The sequence below is a fragment of the Peribacillus folii genome (assembly GCF_030271255.1).
Lineage (GTDB): Bacteria > Bacillota > Bacilli > Bacillales > DSM-1321 > Peribacillus.
Window position 1 is genome coordinate 176,887 of record NZ_JASJOM010000007.1, and the last position, 18,232, is coordinate 195,118.

General features: G+C 45.5%; 20 protein-coding genes. 7 read left to right on the top strand and 13 right to left on the bottom strand.

Going from position 1 to position 18,232, the window contains the following annotated elements; all coding sequences use genetic code 11:
* Positions 1-8: 8 nt before the first annotated feature.
* Together speB and speE are read right to left on the bottom strand one after the other, a co-directional pair.
* On the bottom strand, positions 9-887 hold the full coding sequence (gene speB, locus QNI08_RS13615; protein WP_285767958.1) for an agmatinase: 879 nt from the start codon (positions 885-887) through the stop codon (positions 9-11).
* Between the two features lie 13 nt (positions 888-900).
* Entirely contained in the window at positions 901-1,728 is an 828-nt protein-coding gene (gene speE, locus QNI08_RS13620; protein WP_061141311.1) for a spermidine synthase, read from the bottom strand.
* Positions 1,729-1,934: 206 nt separating this feature from the next.
* Between speE and QNI08_RS13625 the strand changes: the two genes are divergently transcribed.
* Complete coding sequence (locus QNI08_RS13625) at positions 1,935-4,004, top strand: transglycosylase domain-containing protein (RefSeq protein ID WP_285767959.1); 2,070 nt, start codon at positions 1,935-1,937, stop codon at positions 4,002-4,004.
* A gap of 146 nt (positions 4,005-4,150) precedes the next feature.
* Here QNI08_RS13625 and QNI08_RS13630 read toward each other — a convergent pair whose 3' ends face one another.
* Together QNI08_RS13630 and QNI08_RS13635 are read right to left on the bottom strand one after the other, a co-directional pair.
* On the bottom strand, positions 4,151-4,660 hold the full coding sequence (locus tag QNI08_RS13630) for a YwhD family protein (RefSeq protein WP_285767960.1): 510 nt from the start codon (positions 4,658-4,660) through the stop codon (positions 4,151-4,153).
* Positions 4,661-4,696: 36 nt separating this feature from the next.
* Positions 4,697-5,362: a site-2 protease family protein gene (locus tag QNI08_RS13635; RefSeq protein WP_285767961.1), complete on the bottom strand. Its 666-nt coding sequence runs from the start codon at positions 5,360-5,362 to the stop codon at positions 4,697-4,699.
* Positions 5,363-5,499: 137 nt separating this feature from the next.
* On the opposite strand from QNI08_RS13635, the gene QNI08_RS13640 reads away from it, so the two are divergent.
* Positions 5,500-5,685, top strand: a complete 186-nt coding sequence (locus QNI08_RS13640) for a 2-hydroxymuconate tautomerase (protein ID WP_034315897.1) — start codon at positions 5,500-5,502, stop codon at positions 5,683-5,685.
* Positions 5,686-6,202: 517 nt separating this feature from the next.
* Here the strand turns inward: QNI08_RS13640 and QNI08_RS13645 are convergent.
* The 3 genes from QNI08_RS13645 to QNI08_RS13655 form a co-directional block, all read right to left on the bottom strand.
* Positions 6,203-6,712 (bottom strand): YwgA family protein, encoded by a 510-nt coding sequence (locus tag QNI08_RS13645; protein WP_285767962.1) that lies wholly within the window; start codon positions 6,710-6,712, stop codon positions 6,203-6,205.
* A 32-nt stretch (positions 6,713-6,744) separates the two neighbouring features.
* Entirely contained in the window at positions 6,745-8,052 is a 1,308-nt protein-coding gene (locus QNI08_RS13650) for an HD domain-containing protein (RefSeq protein ID WP_285767963.1), read from the bottom strand.
* A gap of 221 nt (positions 8,053-8,273) precedes the next feature.
* Positions 8,274-8,495 carry a YuzB family protein gene (locus tag QNI08_RS13655; protein WP_285767964.1) on the bottom strand — a complete coding sequence of 74 codons (222 nt, stop codon included), beginning with the start codon at positions 8,493-8,495 and terminating at the stop codon, positions 8,274-8,276.
* Between the two features lie 278 nt (positions 8,496-8,773).
* Here QNI08_RS13655 and QNI08_RS13660 point away from each other — a divergent pair, with 278 nt between their 5' ends.
* Complete coding sequence (locus QNI08_RS13660) at positions 8,774-9,520, top strand: RsfA family transcriptional regulator (protein ID WP_285767965.1); 747 nt, start codon at positions 8,774-8,776, stop codon at positions 9,518-9,520.
* Between the two features lie 167 nt (positions 9,521-9,687).
* Here QNI08_RS13660 and lipL read toward each other — a convergent pair whose 3' ends face one another.
* Positions 9,688-10,539 (bottom strand): octanoyl-[GcvH]:protein N-octanoyltransferase, encoded by an 852-nt coding sequence (gene lipL / locus QNI08_RS13665; protein ID WP_285767966.1) that lies wholly within the window; start codon positions 10,537-10,539, stop codon positions 9,688-9,690.
* A gap of 39 nt (positions 10,540-10,578) precedes the next feature.
* Positions 10,579-11,559, bottom strand: coding sequence for a phosphate acetyltransferase (pta, locus tag QNI08_RS13670; RefSeq protein ID WP_285767967.1), 981 nt, complete (start codon positions 11,557-11,559; stop codon positions 10,579-10,581).
* Between the two features lie 219 nt (positions 11,560-11,778).
* On the opposite strand from pta, the gene hemQ reads away from it, so the two are divergent.
* The gene (hemQ, locus tag QNI08_RS13675; protein ID WP_285767968.1) at positions 11,779-12,528 is read left to right on the top strand and encodes a hydrogen peroxide-dependent heme synthase; all 750 of its coding nucleotides are present in this window, start codon (positions 11,779-11,781) and stop codon (positions 12,526-12,528) included.
* Between the two features lie 400 nt (positions 12,529-12,928).
* Positions 12,929-13,450: a spore coat protein GerQ gene (gerQ, locus tag QNI08_RS13680; protein WP_285767969.1), complete on the top strand. Its 522-nt coding sequence runs from the start codon at positions 12,929-12,931 to the stop codon at positions 13,448-13,450.
* 80 nt (positions 13,451-13,530) lie between these two features.
* Here gerQ and QNI08_RS13685 read toward each other — a convergent pair whose 3' ends face one another.
* The 3 genes from QNI08_RS13685 to QNI08_RS13695 form a co-directional block, all read right to left on the bottom strand.
* Entirely contained in the window at positions 13,531-13,899 is a 369-nt protein-coding gene (locus QNI08_RS13685) for a DUF423 domain-containing protein (RefSeq protein ID WP_285767970.1), read from the bottom strand.
* Between the two features lie 26 nt (positions 13,900-13,925).
* Positions 13,926-14,183 carry a YwdI family protein gene (locus QNI08_RS13690; RefSeq protein WP_285767971.1) on the bottom strand — a complete coding sequence of 86 codons (258 nt, stop codon included), beginning with the start codon at positions 14,181-14,183 and terminating at the stop codon, positions 13,926-13,928.
* Positions 14,184-14,409: 226 nt separating this feature from the next.
* Positions 14,410-15,090, bottom strand: a complete 681-nt coding sequence (locus tag QNI08_RS13695; protein WP_285767972.1) for a uracil-DNA glycosylase — start codon at positions 15,088-15,090, stop codon at positions 14,410-14,412.
* A gap of 146 nt (positions 15,091-15,236) precedes the next feature.
* Between QNI08_RS13695 and QNI08_RS13700 the strand changes: the two genes are divergently transcribed.
* Together QNI08_RS13700 and QNI08_RS13705 are read left to right on the top strand one after the other, a co-directional pair.
* The gene (locus QNI08_RS13700; protein ID WP_285767973.1) at positions 15,237-16,670 is read left to right on the top strand and encodes a phospholipase D family protein; all 1,434 of its coding nucleotides are present in this window, start codon (positions 15,237-15,239) and stop codon (positions 16,668-16,670) included.
* Positions 16,671-16,806: 136 nt separating this feature from the next.
* On the top strand, positions 16,807-17,127 hold the full coding sequence (locus tag QNI08_RS13705) for a YflT domain-containing protein (protein ID WP_285767974.1): 321 nt from the start codon (positions 16,807-16,809) through the stop codon (positions 17,125-17,127).
* A gap of 67 nt (positions 17,128-17,194) precedes the next feature.
* Here QNI08_RS13705 and QNI08_RS13710 read toward each other — a convergent pair whose 3' ends face one another.
* Positions 17,195-18,232, bottom strand: coding sequence for a MoeB/ThiF family adenylyltransferase (locus QNI08_RS13710; protein WP_285767975.1), 1,038 nt, complete (start codon positions 18,230-18,232; stop codon positions 17,195-17,197).

The following is an 18,232-nucleotide window of genomic DNA, read 5'->3' on the forward strand; positions in this document are numbered from 1 at the left end:
TCAGGTGCTTAGCCTTTTTGAACCCAGCCTAAGATCATTTCGCGGATCAGCTTGCTTGCTGTGTTCGCTGTTTGCTCGGATGGATCATAAATCGGTGCCACTTCCACTAAATCACAGCCGACGACATTGATTTCCGAGCGAGCTATCTCATGTATTGAAGCCAGAAGCTCTTTTGATGTGATGCCGCCGCAATCTACCGTGCCCGTTCCCGGCGCATGTGCAGGGTCGAGGACATCGATGTCGATCGTTACATAGACAGGACGCCCTGCCAACTGTGGCAATATTTCTTTCAGCGGCTCCAGAACCTCGAATTTAGAGATGTGCATGCCATTTTCCTTTGCCCATTGGAACTCTTCTTTCAAACCGGAGCGAATGCCGAATGAGTATACATTCTTCGGACCGATAAGCTCTGCGGATTTACGGATGATCGAGGCGTGGGAAAGCGGTTCCCCCTCATAATCCTCACGTAAATCGGTGTGGGCATCCATATGGATGATGGCCATGTCGGGATATTTTTTGTACATGGCTTTTATGACAGGCCAAGTGACAAGATGCTCCCCGCCCATTCCCAATGGGAATTTACCGGCATCCAAGACGCCGTCGACAAACTTTTCAATCATATCGATGCTGCGCTGCGGATTGCCGAACGGCAGGGGAATATCGCCTGCATCGTAGAATTTAACTTCTTCTAGTTCACGATCCAGGTATGGGCTGTACTCCTCCAAACCGATCGAAACTTCGCGGATCCTGGTCGGGCCAAAACGGGAACCAGGACGGAAGCTTACTGTCCAGTCCATTGGCATGCCGTATAGTACGGCTTCCGATTCCTCGAAATCAGGATGGCTTTTAATGAATACATTGCCTGAATAGGCTTCATCGAATCTCATGGTCCAGGCCCCCTTATTTCACTAAATCTTGAACGAATTTAGGCAGAACGAAAGCTGCTTGATGAAGTTCTTTTGTATAATATTTCGTTTCGATTTCATGGAAGCGTTCTTCCGCCACTTCCAATGGATTATATTTTTTCGATCCGATCGTAAACGCCCAAAGGCCGCTCGGATACGTCGGGATATTCGCTAAGTAAAGGCTAGTGATCGGGAATATTTCTTTCACATCACGTTGTACATCACGGATTAGATCCGCCTTGAACCAAGGATTATCGGATTGTGCCACAAAAATCCCATCTTCTTTCAACGCTTTGGAAATTCCCGCGTAAAAACCTTTCGTGAACAAGTTGACAGCAGGTCCGACTGGTTCGGTCGAATCAACCATGATCACGTCATATTCATTTTCACTTTTGGCGATGTGCATGAAGCCATCCCCCACTTGGACGTCCACACGTGGATCTTCTAGCATGCCGGCAATCTCAGGCAAGAATTTCTTCGAGTATTCGATCACTTTTCCATCGATGTCCACTAAAGTCGCTTTTTTTACGCTTGGGTGTTTAAGGATCTCGCGGATGACTCCTCCATCCCCTCCGCCTACAACCAAGACGTTCTCTGGATTGGGATGGGTGAATAAAGGAACATGGGCTACCATTTCATGGTAAACGAATTCATCACGCTGTGAAGTCATGACCATGTCATCCAGCAATAGCATATTGCCCCACTCTTCCGTTTCAATCATATCCAGCTTTTGAAACTCAGTTTGCTCCGTATGTAAGGTACGATTCACTTTCATCGTAATGCCAAAATTCTCTGTTTGTTTTTCAGTAAACCAAATGCTCATTTATTAACTCTCCTTTTCCATTTCATATTGTCAGTCACCTAATAGGTTCCCCAAATTCGGTATAGTCATTAGCTAGAAAAATTATAGACGAATCTAGCAGAATTGCAAGATAAATTTCCTAATTGGCTTTCTTATGTTTAAAAAATTCTTTTTTTTCCATAATAGTAATAGATACTAAATTTTTCCTGATAAGAGAGGTGAAAGCAATGGAATTGATTCCAAGCGAACGATTTAAAAAGACGACCAAATATGTAAGGGCCATCATTTTCCTTGCCGCAATCGGGCTCACCATACTCTTTGTATTGCTTCTCTCTTTACTCGCTTATGCCAAAATATTAGGGCCGCCGCCATTGGCCGTGCCGCAATCCACCCTCTATTATAGCGAGGATGGGAATGTGATCGGTGAAACGGATAATGGCCAGAAGCGCTACTGGGCAGGGATGGATGCCATTTCACCCCAGCTCATCAAAGCGACTGTCGCTGTGGAGGACCGCCAATTTTACACTCATAATGGATTTGATATGAAGCGGATCGGCGGAGCCATTCTTGCGGACATCCGGGCAATGTCCAAGGTTCAGGGTGCAAGCACCATAACGCAGCAATATGCACGGAATCTGTTTCTTGGCCATGATAAAACATGGTCCCGCAAATTCAATGAGGCCTTCTATACAATCCGTTTGGAAATGAACTATTCCAAAAAGGAAATCCTCGAAGGCTATTTAAATACGATTTATTATGGCCATGGCGCATATGGGGCCCAGGCTGCAAGCCAGTATTACTTTGGCAAGGATGCCCTGGACCTTAATCTAGCTGAGGCCAGCATGCTGGCAGGGATACCTAAAGGGCCATCAAACTATTCGCCATTGGATAACCTCGAAAAGGCGAAATCAAGGCAAAGGGTTGTCCTGCAGGCCATGAAAAACAAAAGCTACGTTGCAGAAAAAAATATCACCGAAGCCCTGCAAGCCCCGCTTACATTAAAAGGCGAGCATGGAACGGTCACCAATAAAACCGCTCCCTATTTCCAGGATGCGGTCAAGCAGGCTTTGAAATCACAGCTACATTTGGATGACAGGACGATCGAGCTTGGCGGGCTTAAGGTGTATACGACTCTCGATGAAGCCCAGCAGAAGGTTGCCGAAAATGTTGTTTCCAGTACTATACCCGATTCGTCAGGCATTCAAGCGTCGATCGTGGCAATGGATCCAGCTACAGGAGAAGTGAGGGCATTGGTCGGTGGACGGGATTATGGGGAGTCGCCTTTCAATAGGGCTACACAAGCCGTCCGTCAGCCAGGCTCCACGATGAAGCCGCTGCTTTATTATTCTGCGCTGGAGAATGGCTTCACGCCCTCTACCACCTTAAAAAGCGAGACGACTACCTTCACGTTCGATGGTGGTCAATCATCCTATACACCGCATAATTACAATCATCAATATGCGGAAGGCGAAATCACGATGGCCCAGGCCATTGCTCTTTCAGATAATATTTTCGCCGTGAAAACACATTTGTTCCTTGGGGAACAAACCTTGGTCGATACGGCGCGCCGCTTTGGCATAACGGCAAAAATGGCTGCCGTGCCATCGCTGGCACTCGGCACCTCTGGTGTGCGGGCGATTGAAATGGTCAATGCCTACAGCATAATCGCTAACGGCGGCAAGAAGGTTAAGCCCATTTTCATTAAAAAGGTTGAAAACCAAAAAGGGGAAGTCATCTTTGCGCAAAATAAGAAGCCGGAACAGGTTCTCGATCCGGATAAAGCGTTCGTGATGACCCAGATGCTAACCGGGGTTTTCGATGAAACCTTAAATGGCTATACCAAGGTTACCGGCAGCACCATCAGCTCCCAGCTGAACCGCCCATACGCCGGCAAATCAGGCTCTACCCCGACTGATAGCTGGATGATCGGATACACACCGGAACTTGTCGCAGGAGTCTGGACTGGCTATGATCAAGGGAAAAAAATCGAGAATCCCGCAGAGAAAAGCTATGCAAAGAAAATCTGGGCGGCCTACATGGAAAAAGGCCTGCAGGGAACACCGGCCAAACCGTTTAAGGAAACGAAAAACGTAGTCGGGGTCAAAGTGAATCCAGCAAGCGGCAAATTGGCAACAAAGGATTGCCCCGTCTCAAGATTGACTTATTATGTGAAGGGAACGGAACCTATCGAATACTGTGCAGAGCATTTTAAAGGCGAACAGCCTGCACATGTCCCTGACGAATCAGAACAAAAAAAGAACCCCTGGTACAAAAGGATCCTGAAGCCTTGGCATTAACGAAAAAACCCGAAGCGGCTAGCGGCTTCGGGTTTTTTCTGTCCTAGTTCCACAGTGTCTAAACTGCTGTCTTTAAGTTTACTGATTTTATCCGTTTCCTACAAGTGCAATTTTCACTAAACTTCAATCACACATGCAAATCATATTCAAACCGCCAATGACTCCTTGAGTTTCGCCGAAGAACGCTCCCACATTCCTGCATCATGGTTTTTCAGGAAATCTGCCAGGATACGTTTTGATTTATCATCCATGTCCTCGACGATGATATGCCGTTTAAGCGATTTATCCATCCGGTTAACATGCTCCGGAAGGGATTTGTAGCCACGTCTGATCGAACGGTCGACCATCATCTCACAGGCAGTCACACCTGCATAATGCGGACCGTTTTGAGTGGCTTCGATCGTCACCCAAACAAGCCAGTAAGGCTTTGCATTCGGGACCTCTTCTTTCGTTTTCAGGAATTTGATCCCTTTTTCCACGACACTTCTTGCATGCATCGCACCGATATCCACTTCGGCTTCTCCTGCATCGACATCAATGATGATCGGTGAAATGTTATCAAGGGTCAAAACCCCGGCCCCGTATCCGCCATGACCCTCAGTAGGATCATTTTTGATGATATTGAAGCCTACCTTTTTCTTTGGTTGCTCTTCCATATTCATATCCTCCTTTATGTTTGTCATTCTTATCGGTTAAAAAAACAAAAGTGAAAAAAATTGACTCAATGTATCTCCTACAAATCTGATGCCCGTATCCAAAATCGGCCTGATTGTATAGTAGCTCAGCGGCGTGATGATCAAGATCAAAAAAATCAGCGACCCATATTGTTCATACTGGGTCATTTTTGCCCGCAGGTCCGCCGAAACAATATCCTGGATGATCCGGTATCCATCAAGCGGCGGCAGCGGTATCAGGTTGAATACAAACAATAGGACATTCAAGTTGATGAGCACATTCAAGAAGGGCTGGACGAAAAAAGGCAAATCAGGTCCAACGCCTGCTGCAAGCAATCCGTAAAAGATCACAAATCCCAAGATGGCAATGATCAGGTTACTGAACGGACCGGCAAAAGAGACAAGCACTCCCGCCAACTTCGGATTCTTGAAATGAAAACGATTGACCGGAACAGGCCTTGCCCAACCGAAACCGGCGATCAATATCAGCAACGTGCCGATCGGATCCAAATGGGAAACTGGATTCAACGTCACTCGTCCTTCATTCTTTGCAGTCGGGTCACCGAACTTATAGGCCACATACGCATGTGAAAACTCATGAACCGTAAATGCGATCAACAATGACACGATGACATAAGGAAGTTCTTCCAAATCGTAATGCAGAAACCGTTCTAATTGATCCAATAGCTTCTCCCCCAATATATATTACCGTTAGTATACATCAAAAGACCAAGAAGTGAAAAAAACTCTGACTTCCGTGTCTTGCAATTCTTTTTTTGTTGTGAAACACTTACAAGATAAGAACGAAAGGGGGGATCATGATGCCATATGTAACAGTCAAAATGCTTGAAGGACGCACGGATGAACAAAAAAAGGCTTTAGTCGAAAAGGTGACCGCGGCAGTTACGGAAACAACCGGAGCACCGGCAGAAGCCGTGACGATTTTCATTGAAGAAATGTCAAAAAACCACTTGGCAGTAGCCGGTGTCCGCAAAAGCGACCTATGAGTTTTACATAACGGGGAAAGCTAAGTCATTCATTTAAAATGTACCCTGCAGGATGGACCCTTTGAAAAAAGATCCATCCTGCAGGGCACTTTTGTTTAACATAGGGGAAAACACGTCGATTGGACTAGGAGAAGCTGTATATTGACCGTTCCTTTTCACTGCAGGCGGTCCCTTTCCGCGGGAGTCTCGCACCCTCCGTTCCAATCCACTCTGAGTGAAAATGATGATGGAGTCTCCATTGCCTTCAGTATTGCTGATTTAATCCACTCAGTTTTAACATGTAGATATAAATTCCATTTCCCGAAATGTTGAACAGACGATAAATTTTAGATTATCTTAATAGGCTACATGACAAAAACGGTTTCATTTACTTTATGAAAGACTCTTTAAATCATTCATATCAAAGATCCTCCTATACAACTCCGCAACAAAGGTCGGTGAAGATAGTTGAACCTAAAAAAGATGCCGCCTGCAAAATACAGACAGCTTTTTTTATGCCCTTAACAAGGGGTATGCCTCAATTGGGCTTGGCTTTTGTTTTTAACTGGTCAATATATGCATATGCTTCATCAATTTCTTCCAGTGTATATTTTTGTTTGCTTTTCAGTGTGAAAATCTTCTCGGTGACTTCCGCTTTTTCGAGCGTGTCGAAATATAACACCGTTGAAACCAGCTCCAAAAACCGGGCATTCTGCTCATTCATATCAAGTAAGCATGCCTCAAGGGCAGGCATCTCCACTTCCTGTATCGATAGGAAGTCCTGGCCCGCATCGGTTATTGAATAGCAATATTGATAATATCCTGCCTTTTTTTCCCTTACCTCATTCAAATAGCCCATCTCGCAAAGCTCTTCAATCCGTAAGGTCAGCTCCTCCGAATACGGCCCATAAAAATGAAACTGAAACTTCTCGTGGAAAGGAAACGAAAGCTTTTTCGCGATGTACACGATTTTTTGTAATTTTTTCCGACCCGAGATTTCACCGGCAGTAGAAATTGCATTGATAATATTTGCATGATCCTTAAACAAGGCTCGTCACTCCTCACCAAAAATGTACCACTTCAATCCGCTAGCTCCAAAAGCTCACGAATCTGTTTTTTTATATTTTTCTTCGTCGATTCATCACGCAATAGATCTGCTGGATAATACAGCTTATGGTCCGTTCTCCTTTTGCCTGAAATGGCGTCGACGATTTCGGATTCACGCGACAATTCACGGATTTCGCCATTATTTTTCAGCAAGTGAATCGGCAATCTTTCCTCTTCCTCACCCGGCCGGTAAAAATCATACGGCAGATCTGACGAGGAATCGACGACGAGATAATAATCCGGATCGATCCCTGCCTTTTTGAATAGCGTCCTCAATTCCATCAATCTGTTCATCTGATTGTTAGAAGGATGGAATTCGACATATTTAAATAGTTTCCGGTTAACGAAGCGCGTGCATAAATCTTTTAAAATCGCATCGTTCTCTTCTTCCCAAGCCTCGAAATAATAGAGCATCACCGCTTCGTCCATTTTCAAGTAGTCAGCTAAGGTCACTTCCCCCTTGAATAATGAATAAAAATGGTGCGGTTCCTGCGCAAACTCATAACCTGCTTCGTAAAGATGCTTTGCCCTATGCAGGATCTTGGTAAGAATGACCTCTGCACTTCTCGTGACCGGATGGAAATAAACCTGCCAATACATTTGATAGCGGCTCATGATATAATCTTCCACTGCATGCATCCCGCTTTGTTTAATCACGGCATGCTCTTCCCTCGGCCTCATGACACGAAGCAGCCTTTCCATATCGAAGTGTCCATAGCTCACGCCGGTAAAGTAAGCATCACGCTGTAAATAGTCCATCCTATCAGCATCGATCTGACTGGAGATCAGGCTGACCACCAATTTGCCTTTATAGGTTTTTGCAATGACCTCAGCCACTTTTTTAGGAAAATCACGGCCGACCTTAAGGAGGATCTTATTCACTTCCGTGTCGCCGACGATTATCTGTTGGGTGAATTGCTCATGGTCGAGGTCAAATACCTTTTCAAAAGAATGAGAGAATGGGCCGTGACCCAAATCATGCAGCAGGGCTGCACACAATGATAGTAAACGTTCCTCCGGCTTCCATTCCGGCCTTCCTTCGAAAACATCATCGACAATCCTCCGGACAATCTCATAAACTCCAAGCGAATGGCTGAGCCGGCTATGCTCAGCACCATGAAAGGTTAAATACGTCGTTCCCAGCTGCTTGATCCTTCTAAGGCGCTGGAATTCCTTCGTTCCGATCAAATCCCATATAACCCGGTCACGAACATGTATATACCGGTGCACCGGGTCCTTGAATACTTTTTCTTCTTGTAATTTTTCGCGGGAATATTCCATGAACTACCCTCTTTTTTCATAATCTCGATTCATCCATTATAGCGCGTTTTGACAAAAAACCCTAACATTCCCCTTACTAGCAAGCGGGGTCATTTTGTAAGAAAACGGAAGATTCCATTTGGTTTCGTCCTGAAAACAAGAAAATAAAAAATCACCGCAGTAAGTTTCAATCTGGGTGATACAGCCTGTTCCATTTATTAAAAAGCAATCCTGCATGGATATTACTTTAGTTTTTTAGTGATTTTTTCTAGTAACTCGTCTTCTGTCGGTGCTGCAACCGGACGTTTATTGACAAAGGCAAATGATTTCTTTCTGCCTGGACCGCAATAGGATTGGCAGCCCACTTCAATTTTCGCGTCGGGATCAAGCTTTTCAAGACGGGGGACCAGCGTCTTGATATTCACCGCCAAGCAATCGTCGCACACCCTGAATTCATTGGACATCCTCCGGTCACCATCCTTCCCATGACAAACTATTTTTCATCCAATTATATGGCTAAAAGGTATTTTACCGCTTCTACCTATGAATTTCAAGTGGACTTGCCGGGCGAAAGAGCATGGAAAAGATGTAATCAATCAAAAAACTAGTATCCTTTCAACCTTTTTGTATAAAAAATCCAGATTTTGTCCAGAATGCTAGTAGAACACAGCTTAAATCATGGCCACACGATATTTTATATAGTTATTCATTTTAAAAGTTACCAGAAAGGGAGTATGTAGAAATGAAGGTTCGTCAAGACGCCTGGACAGAAGAAGATGATTTACTTTTGGCAGAAACGGTATTGCGCCATGTGCGGGAAGGAAGCACACAGCTGAATGCATTCGAAGAAGTAGGAGATAAGCTGAACCGCACCTCTGCTGCCTGTGGATTCCGCTGGAATGCGGTGGTCCGCCATAATTACGATAAAGCGCTTTCCCTTGCCAAGAAACAGCGAAAGCAGCGGCAAAGGATCCTTGGAAAGGATCAAGCGGCGAAAAAGCGGCTGCTATATACACCGCCGACCCCTACCATTTCCGACATCATGGTTCCCCAAGTACAAGAAGGGGAGCTAGAGCCGGAAACGGAAGCGGTGGCTGGCAGTTATGAAACGGCTGAAGAATTCGTAGTGGCTGAAGCACTGGCGCCTAAGGTCCGGAGCACGCAGGCAGCGACGGACAGGGCCTTGAACCTCGATACCGTCATCGCCTATTTGGAATCTATGAATGGGCATACGGTTCAGACCGAGGTACTAAAAACCGAAAATGAAAGATTGAAGCTTGAAATCAAGGGGCTAAAAAAGCGGAATGAAGAACTGGAGAATAAAATCAGCCATCTCGAACAAAATAGCGGCTTGATGCAGGAAGATTATGAAACTCTGATGAATATCATGAACCGGGCAAGAAAACTCGTCTTGTTAGAGGAAGAAGAACGTCCGGCAACGAAATTCAAGATGGACCGGAATGGTAATTTGGAAAAAATGGCTGAGTGATATGAAGCGCTGGCTGTCTTACCGCAAGTTGAGCCAATTGCAAAAAGACGGATTGAAAAAGGGAGCCTTAAAAGAATGGGGCTCTTTTTCCTTATCAAAGTTTGGGTGAATGCTAAAATCGTATGAAATGAAAAAAGCCGTTCCTGCACGGATACGGCTTTCCACATTCAAACATTTAATAATGAAGCGAACACTTTATCGTTTCGTTCCAGCACTCTTGTCAAATATGCCTCATACAGCGGCCATTCCTCGGCGGTAAGCGTATCGGAGAATATCCGGCCGCTATGCTCCCTCAGCACTGTCAGGAACCTGAGCATCACGTCCTGGACACTCCATTGCACGCCCAGCAATTCTGAAAGAGATGCCATGACGGAAGGGACGATATCGGGATATGCGAACTTCGTTTCTGCATTAGCTTTGGCTGCTTTATAGAATCCTTTCACGAGATTCGCGCGTTCCGCCCCGCTTCCATTGACGCACAAATAGATTTGCACCGCTACCCCATTGCGGATCCTCCGTTGGGATATGCCGGCAAATTTTTGTCCATTGATGCTTAAATCGTAGCTTCCCGGACAATAGGAGCCGACGATCTCCCTTGCCTCCATCGTGACCGGAAAATCGGCAAACATCAATTGAACAAGCTCCCACATCGCATCATAGCCACGGTTGATTTCGATTTTTTGCTCGTTTTCAGGAAAAATAAGAGAGAGATTAAGGACCCCCTCGTCCAACACGACGGCCAGTCCCCCGGAATTGCGGACAATGGCCTTGAAACCGTGTTCCTCCAATTGATCCAAACCCTTTTTAAGGAAAGGCAGCCTCGTGTCCTGGATACCCATGACGACGGTTCTATGGTGCACCCACGCCCTTGCCACCGCCGCTGAGTTACCTGATCCCACGGATGCACATAATGTATCATCCATAGCAAAGGACTCCAGAGCTGGAAACTGGGGACCTACGGAAGATTGATCAATCACCCGCCACTTTTGCTGCATTAGTAATGAACCTGTTTCACTCATATGAATCTTCCTTTACATGTTCTCTCGCTGCCGTTATTGTTACTGGACGACAAACCCCTGCGCGGCAGTAATGATGGCCAGTTTGTACACATCCTCTTCATTACATCCCCTTGAAAGGTCATTTACAGGCCGGTTCAGACCTTGAAGGATCGGACCGACCGCTTCGAAGCCTCCCAAACGCTGAACCATCTTATAGCTGATGTTCCCTGCTTCAAGGCTTGGGAAAATGAATACATTGGCATCTCCTTGAATAAGGGAGTCAGGTGCTTTTTGTCTTGCCACCGAAGGTACGAACGCCGCATCAAACTGGAATTCACCGTCCAAGATAACCTCGGGATCGATTTCTTTCGCTATAGAGACAGCATCGACGACCTTCTGTGTCTCCGGCGAAACGGCAGATCCCTTCGTCGAAAAGCTAAGCAGCGCCACACGCGGATCGATATCGAACATTTGTGCAGTTTTTGCACTTTCGATGGCAATTTCCGCTAGATCCTGGGAATTGGGGTTTATATTAATCGCGCAGTCTGCAAAAACGAACCTTTCTTCCCCACGGACCATGATGAAGACCCCAGATGTTTTTTGGACACCCGGCTTTGTTTTAATGATCTGCAGTGCGGGACGAACCGTGTCTGCCGTGGAATGCGCCGCACCGCTCACCATTCCATGTGCCAGTTTCATGTGGACGAGCATCGTTCCAAAATAGTTCTCATCCTTTAACATTTCACGTGCCTGTTCGACTGTGGCCTTACCGGCACGGACCTTTACAAACGCTTCAACCATTTCATCCATCATGATATAATTCTTTGGATCATATATTTCGACTGCATCGAGGGCGATCTTCAGTTCCTTTGCCTTTTCGGAAATCAAACCGATATCCCCGATCAAGACGGGTGTCACAAGTTTTGCTTTTGCAAGCCTGCCTGCGGCTCCCAAAATCCTTTCATCCAATCCTTCTGGAAATACGATCTTTAAATGATGCCCCATAATTTTTGATTCCAACATTTCAAATAAATTGCTCACTGGCGCTTCCTCCTTTTTAGATACGTTTCCCCTGTTTGATATGTTTAATCATTTTACCATCTTCCCTACCCTATCTTTTTTAGAATACTCCAGCAGGCCGGTAAATTCCAGCCGCAGCTCAAAACGAAAAACAGTGATGACGTTTGCGGGTTGACCTAAATGTCCTTATACTGAAACTATGTTATAGTAAAGCTATATTAAGACTTAGGAGTGATCGTAATGAGTGAAGCAGCACAAACACTGGACGGCTGGTATTGTTTACATGATTTTCGTCTGATAGATTGGGCTTCTTGGAAAACGTTATCAAGTGACGAACGCCAACTAGCCATCTCGGAGTTCCAAGGTTTACTTGATAAATGGAATATGACACAGAGCGACAACGAAGGCAGCCATGCCCTCTATTCCATCGTTGGCCAGAAAGCGGACTTCATGCTTATGTTTGCCCGCCCGACAATGGAAGAATTGAATGCAATCGAAAACGAATTCAATAAAACGAAGCTTGCCGAATATTCGATTCCCGCTTATTCATACGTTTCAGTCGTGGAGCTAAGCAATTACTTGGCTGGAGGAGATGGGGATGACCCTTATCAGAACCCTCATGTACGTTCCAGATTGTATCCGATCCTGCCGAAGGCGAAACATGTTTGCTTCTATCCAATGGACAAGCGTCGGGATGGCGAGGATAACTGGTATATGCTTTCCATGGAAGAGCGCAAGGGTTTGATGCGTTCGCATGGCTTGATCGGCCGCAGCTATGCCGGCAAGGTAAAACAGATCATTTCCGGTTCGGTCGGTTTTGATGACTACGAATGGGGCGTTACACTCTTCGCGGATGATGTCCTTCAATTCAAGAAATTAGTGTATGAAATGCGCTTTGATGAAGTGAGCGCTCGTTACGCTGCGTTCGGCTCTTTCTTTGTAGGCAATATCCTGCCTGAAGAAAACATCGCCTCTTTCCTTTACGTATAAGACACTTTAGCTTCCGGCTTCCGGGAGCTTTTCTTTTTTTTTTTGCCCTCCTTTTTATTTTCCCCGGCCATGGAATAATTCCAGCACCCATCCCATACATTTTCAATAGTGATGAATGTAATTTTTTCCGTCCCATTCCGCATTACCGTCAAACGGACCAAGGCAGTACCTAAATCCAGCGAGGTGAAGGAGCTTTATTTTTATTTATTATTAGCCTTTAAGCGGATATGACTTTACCCGCGTAAGCCAGGAAAGGCAACGTTACGTATCGTTTAAAATTCATTGTGGGTTTTTAAGCCGCCGGGATTGGTACCGGCCGCTATAAATCGCACTGTTGCTTGGAATACCAGGATTTTTGCCACCAAGATCAAAAAAGCCTTGAATTTTAGGAGGGAATGCAATGTCACAAAATAATCCTTATGGTAACTACCCGTATGGAGGATATTACCCAAATGAAAACAGTGAGTCGAACGCACGGCAGCAGACACCTTACCAGCAGCCGCAACAGCAACAGTCCTTCCCGCAGCAAGCCTATCAACAGCCAGCATACCAGCCACAGCAGCCAACCATAGCCGGAACGCCGCAGCAGATCCCGATGCCGATGAATCAATCGACATCCGGACCACAGGTTCCGGGCATGCTTCCAGTCGAAGCATCATACATCGAAAACATCTTGCGGTTGAACAAAGGGAAATTGGCGACCGTTTATACAACATTTGAAAATAATAAGGAGTGGAATGCAAAGATCTTCAAAGGAATCATCGAAGCTGCAGGACGTGACCATCTGATCATAAGCGACCCGCAAACAGGCAAACGGTATTTGATTCCGATGGTCTATCTGGATTATATAACCTTCGATGAAGAAATCGAATATGACTACCCATATGGGGGCGCTGGGCTTGCCACCTATTCGCCAAGATGAATGGAAGGATAGAAAAAAAGGGCCTCAAGATCTTATTGATTTTGAGGCCCTTCTTCATGGAGATGTTTCGCGGTCCCGCCTTACAAGTACTTATAGGCAGCAATCACCATTAATACCCAAGCCGCCAGGAACGATACTCCGCCAAGCGGTGTGATGGCCCCTAATACCTTGATTTGCGTAACGCTTAGAACGAACAGGCTTCCCGAAAACAAGATGATCCCTATCAGCATAAGCCAACCGGACCAATTAACCAGCGGGCTAGAGATTTTACCAGCCAATAAACCGATCACCAATAAACCCACCGCATGAAACATTTGATATTGGACGGCCGTTTGCCATGTTTCCAAATATTTTTCGGGTATCTTCCCTTCGAGCCCATGTGCACCGAATGCACCGAGTGCCACAGCAATAAACCCATTGATTGCACCTAAAATGATGAATAGCTTCACTATTATTTCGCTTCCCTTCGTTATGGTTAAAAATCGAATAAAGACTCTCCGTTAGCTTCATCCATCTTGACCGGCTCTACATTCGGTGTAGCCGACATAATGGGCTGGGACACTGTGATCGGCTTCGAGATACCGGTACTTCCCGTTTTTTCATCCACCATCACTTCACATAAGGCTTTAATGGCAATGACATATCCCTGAACCTTTTCCTCTGAACCTGCCTGTTTTGCCTTTGAAGCAAGCTCTTCGATTTTATCTAGCATTTTTCTTGAATAAATATCCAAATTTACCACCTCGTCACTATACAGGTCAAAACTTTCATCACTAGCATAGCAAAAAACAAGCAAGAAAACATCTTTGCAAAACGATTTCAATCATATTTGCTTGGATGCAAATTCCAGGCATGATTTTCCCGATGAATGAAAAACATCAAGAGAAGGCAAATTTGTGGTTTTGAATTGAAAGGCACGGCACGCCATGCCATTCACCCGCTTCAGTTTTCCATGGGAATCAACGGTTTGTGATTTGCCAATCAATAGGTGTTTCCCCCATTTCAGCTAGAAATTGATTGGTTTTGGAAAACGGTTTGCTCCCAAAGAACCCACGGGATGCAGAAAGCGGACTCGGATGGACGGATGTAATGATTTTATGGCGGCTTTCATCAATTAAGGGGATTTTCGTTTGCGCCGGCTTCCCCCATAAGATGAAAATGATCGGTTTCTTCCGCTCATTGAGCAGGCGAATGACTTCATTCGTAAAAGTTTCCCATCCTTTGCCCCGATGTGAGTGCGCTTCTCCCTCACGGACAGTCAAGACGGTATTCAAGAGAAGCACCCCTTGTTCAGCCCACTCAACAAGGTGGCCATTATCTGGTATTTCAGAGCCTAAATCAGCATGCAGCTCCTTAAAGATGTTCCTTAATGAAGGCGGGATGCGTACCTCCGGCTTGACGGAAAAGCTGAGGCCATGCGCTTGATCAGGTCCATGGTAAGGGTCCTGACCGAGGATGACAACCTTTACTCCTTCATAAGGCGTAAAGTGAAGAGCATTGAAAATATCATTCTGATCGGGATGGATGACTTCTTTTGCGTATTCTTGTTTTATGAATTCCTTAAGCTCCCTGTAATAGGTTTTTTTGAACTCCTCTTTCAATAGAGGCCACCAATCATTTGTTAATATCTGCTTTGCCATATGCACAGCCCCTTTCTTCTTTTAAACTATATTATAACAAACGAAAAACCTTACCCTTTTTGATAGACCGCGATATATGTTTTTATACCCGTTAAGCGGGAAAACAGATAGTTAGCAAGCATTTTAACCATGTTGGAGGATTCCCTATGAAAAAATGGTACAAAAGAAAACGATTTTACCTGCTTGTCGGCATTTTGCTGATCACCACGGCAGTGATCGCCTATAACAGCTACAAGCCCCTTCCCAAGGGCATTTCCTATGAAGGAAAGGTTCATCATGTCGAGGATGTTGATTTCATCTATGACCTTTCCTATCACGATCAAGAAGGGAATCTTAAACATGAGCAGCGAATTTTCCAAACCATCGATAAAGCCATCGAAGAGGCAGATTCTTATATCGTAATCGATATGTTTTTGTTTAATGATTTTTATGATGAAAAGATAAATTTCCCTAAGTTAACCAAGACACTGACGGAAAAACTGGTTGCCCAAAAGAAAAAGAAACCCGGAATTCAAGTGATATTCATTACCGATGAAGTGAATACGACCTATAATGCATACCAGCTGGAGGCTCTCGAAACCATGAAACAAAATGGCATCGATGTCGTCGTGACCAATTTGGACCGGCTTCGCGACCCGAACCCTCTCTATTCCGGTGTATACAGGACGTTTTTCCAATGGTTCGGCGAACAGGGGAAAGGGTGGATCGTAAATCCGATGGCCAAGTCTGCTCCAAAGGTCACCATTCGCTCTTACCTTAGACTGATGAACATTAAAGCCAATCACAGAAAAGTGGTGGCCACCGAGAAAACGGCCATCATTTCTTCTGCCAATCCCCATGACGCAAGCGGATTTCACTCCAATATCGCATTTCAGATGAAAGGGAATATCATCGGCGATTTCGTTGAAGCGGAGGAAGCGGCTTCGAATTTCTCCGGCGGTCCAAAGAACTTCCCGAAATTCAGCGAGGCATCTGCGGAGGAAGGACCGATATCGGTACAATTGCTCACGGAAGGGAAAATCAATACGCATGTGCTTAAATCGATAAACGATACGGTGAAAGGCGACAAAATCCAACTCGCCATGTTCTACATCGCTGATCGTGAGGTGGTCGAAGCGTTAACGGATGCAGCGCAGCGGGGCGTGAAAATTCAAATGATCTTGGACCCGAATCAAAATGCCTTCGGAAGTGAAAAAATCGGCCTCCCCAATCTTCCCGTTGCCGCCGAATTTGAAAAGCTGGGCGATGAAAACATTTCGATCCGCTGGTACAAAACCGAAAAGGAACAGTTCCATACAAAGCTGATGATGATAAAAAAGGAAAAAGAAACGATCGTTCTTGGCGGATCCGCCAATTACACTTCACGCAATCTTGACGACTTCAACCTTGAAGCGAATATAGAAATCCATGCACCGCATGACGCAGACATTTCCTATGATGTCGCCGACTATTTTCAAAGACTTTGGACAAATCGCAACGGAGTATACACTGCCGATTATAGTGAATATCAGAAGGACCTTCCCGTGTTCAAATATTTAACATACCGCATCCAAAAGGTGTTTCGCTTCACCACCTATTGAATGAATTTGTCATGAGATGTTTACGTTCCCCTAAATAAGGTTATATACTACTATAGCTATTTAACAATCATGATAAACAAGATTCCATTTACCTATATTCAAGAGAATCTTACACTAAATTCAAGGAGGAGTTCATATGTATCAAGTACATGTAGTAGAAAACGGTTTACAAGCAAAGGAAAAAATCGACGAGTTAGTTACTTCAGGCTATACGAAGGACGATGTTTATTTGTTCGCTCATGATAAAACGCGTTCGAAGCACCTTACCGAGAATACGAATACGGAAGAAGTCGGAATGAAGGAACAAGGCTTCCTTGACACGGTTGGCAACCTCTTTAAATCACGCGGAGACGAGCTTCGCAATCGCATGAGCAACCTTGGCCTCAGCGACATGGAAGCGGAACGTTATGAAGAAGTGCTTGACGAAGGAAAAGTCGTCATCGTCGCTTCTAAATAATCCGGGACAAACCTTGCCCCATATATTAAAACGGGACCCATCGCTGGGTCCCTTTTTTCGCTATTCATTATCCTAGTATACTTTGGTAGGCAGCCTTTGCGTGAATCATATCCTTCGTACCGTGTATCAGCGCCCTGCCATCCTCGAAAATGACAATGCGCTCTCCATCCTTTTCGCAGGATAGGAGAAAAGGATTGAATCTCACTGCATAGCCGCTTCCATCCAGCTTTTTTGCCAGCTTATCAAGTTGCAGCTTAACTGGTCTTGGCGGCCTGACCTGCACAGTATCCCTCCCGCATAGGACAGCTGTTTTCGTTTCGTTTACCCCGTTTAAGAAAGGGTAAGTTCGCTGGTCGCCGCAAGAGAGGCAATCTTTCTTTTTCGCCTTTGTTAATTTGACGGATTGGTATTGATTCCGCCACAAATCAAACGTAACGAGCGCCGGGCGGACTGCCTCCCAATTCTCTGAAAGGATTTTCAAGGCCTCGGCAGTTTGGTGGGCCGCCACCATCGTGACTGCCGGTGAGATGATGCCACCTGTATCACAGGTCATGCCTTGAATAGGAATCGTTTTAAGCAAGCAGTGCAAGCAGGGCGTTTGACCGGGAAGGATCGTCAAGGTCATGCCGACGCTCCCGACACATGCCCCATATATCCATGGAATGTGAAGCTTTTGGGATAAATCATTAATGATCATCCGTGTTTCAAAATTATCGGTGGCATCCACTATCAAATCGACTTCACCTAGCAGCTGCTCCAGGTTTTGCGCGGTGGCATCTATGATGATTGCATCCACTTCCACCCCATGATCGATTTCAAGTAAATGACGCTTTGCCGCCTCAGCCTTTGGCAGCCTCGCTTCGACATCCCGTTCCGTATACAATTGCTGGCGCTGTAAATTACTGAGCTCCACATAATCCCGATCGACGAGGGTGATCTTCCCGACTCCCGCACGGGTAAGGGCCTCGGCGTTTGCAGTTCCCAATGCGCCTGCCCCAAGAAGCAGAATATGCTTCTTTCGGATGTTCCATTGGCCCCGCTCACCTATCGGGGCAAATAGCGTTTGCCTGGAATACCGTTCTTTCCTTTCCTCCTTCGTATCCAA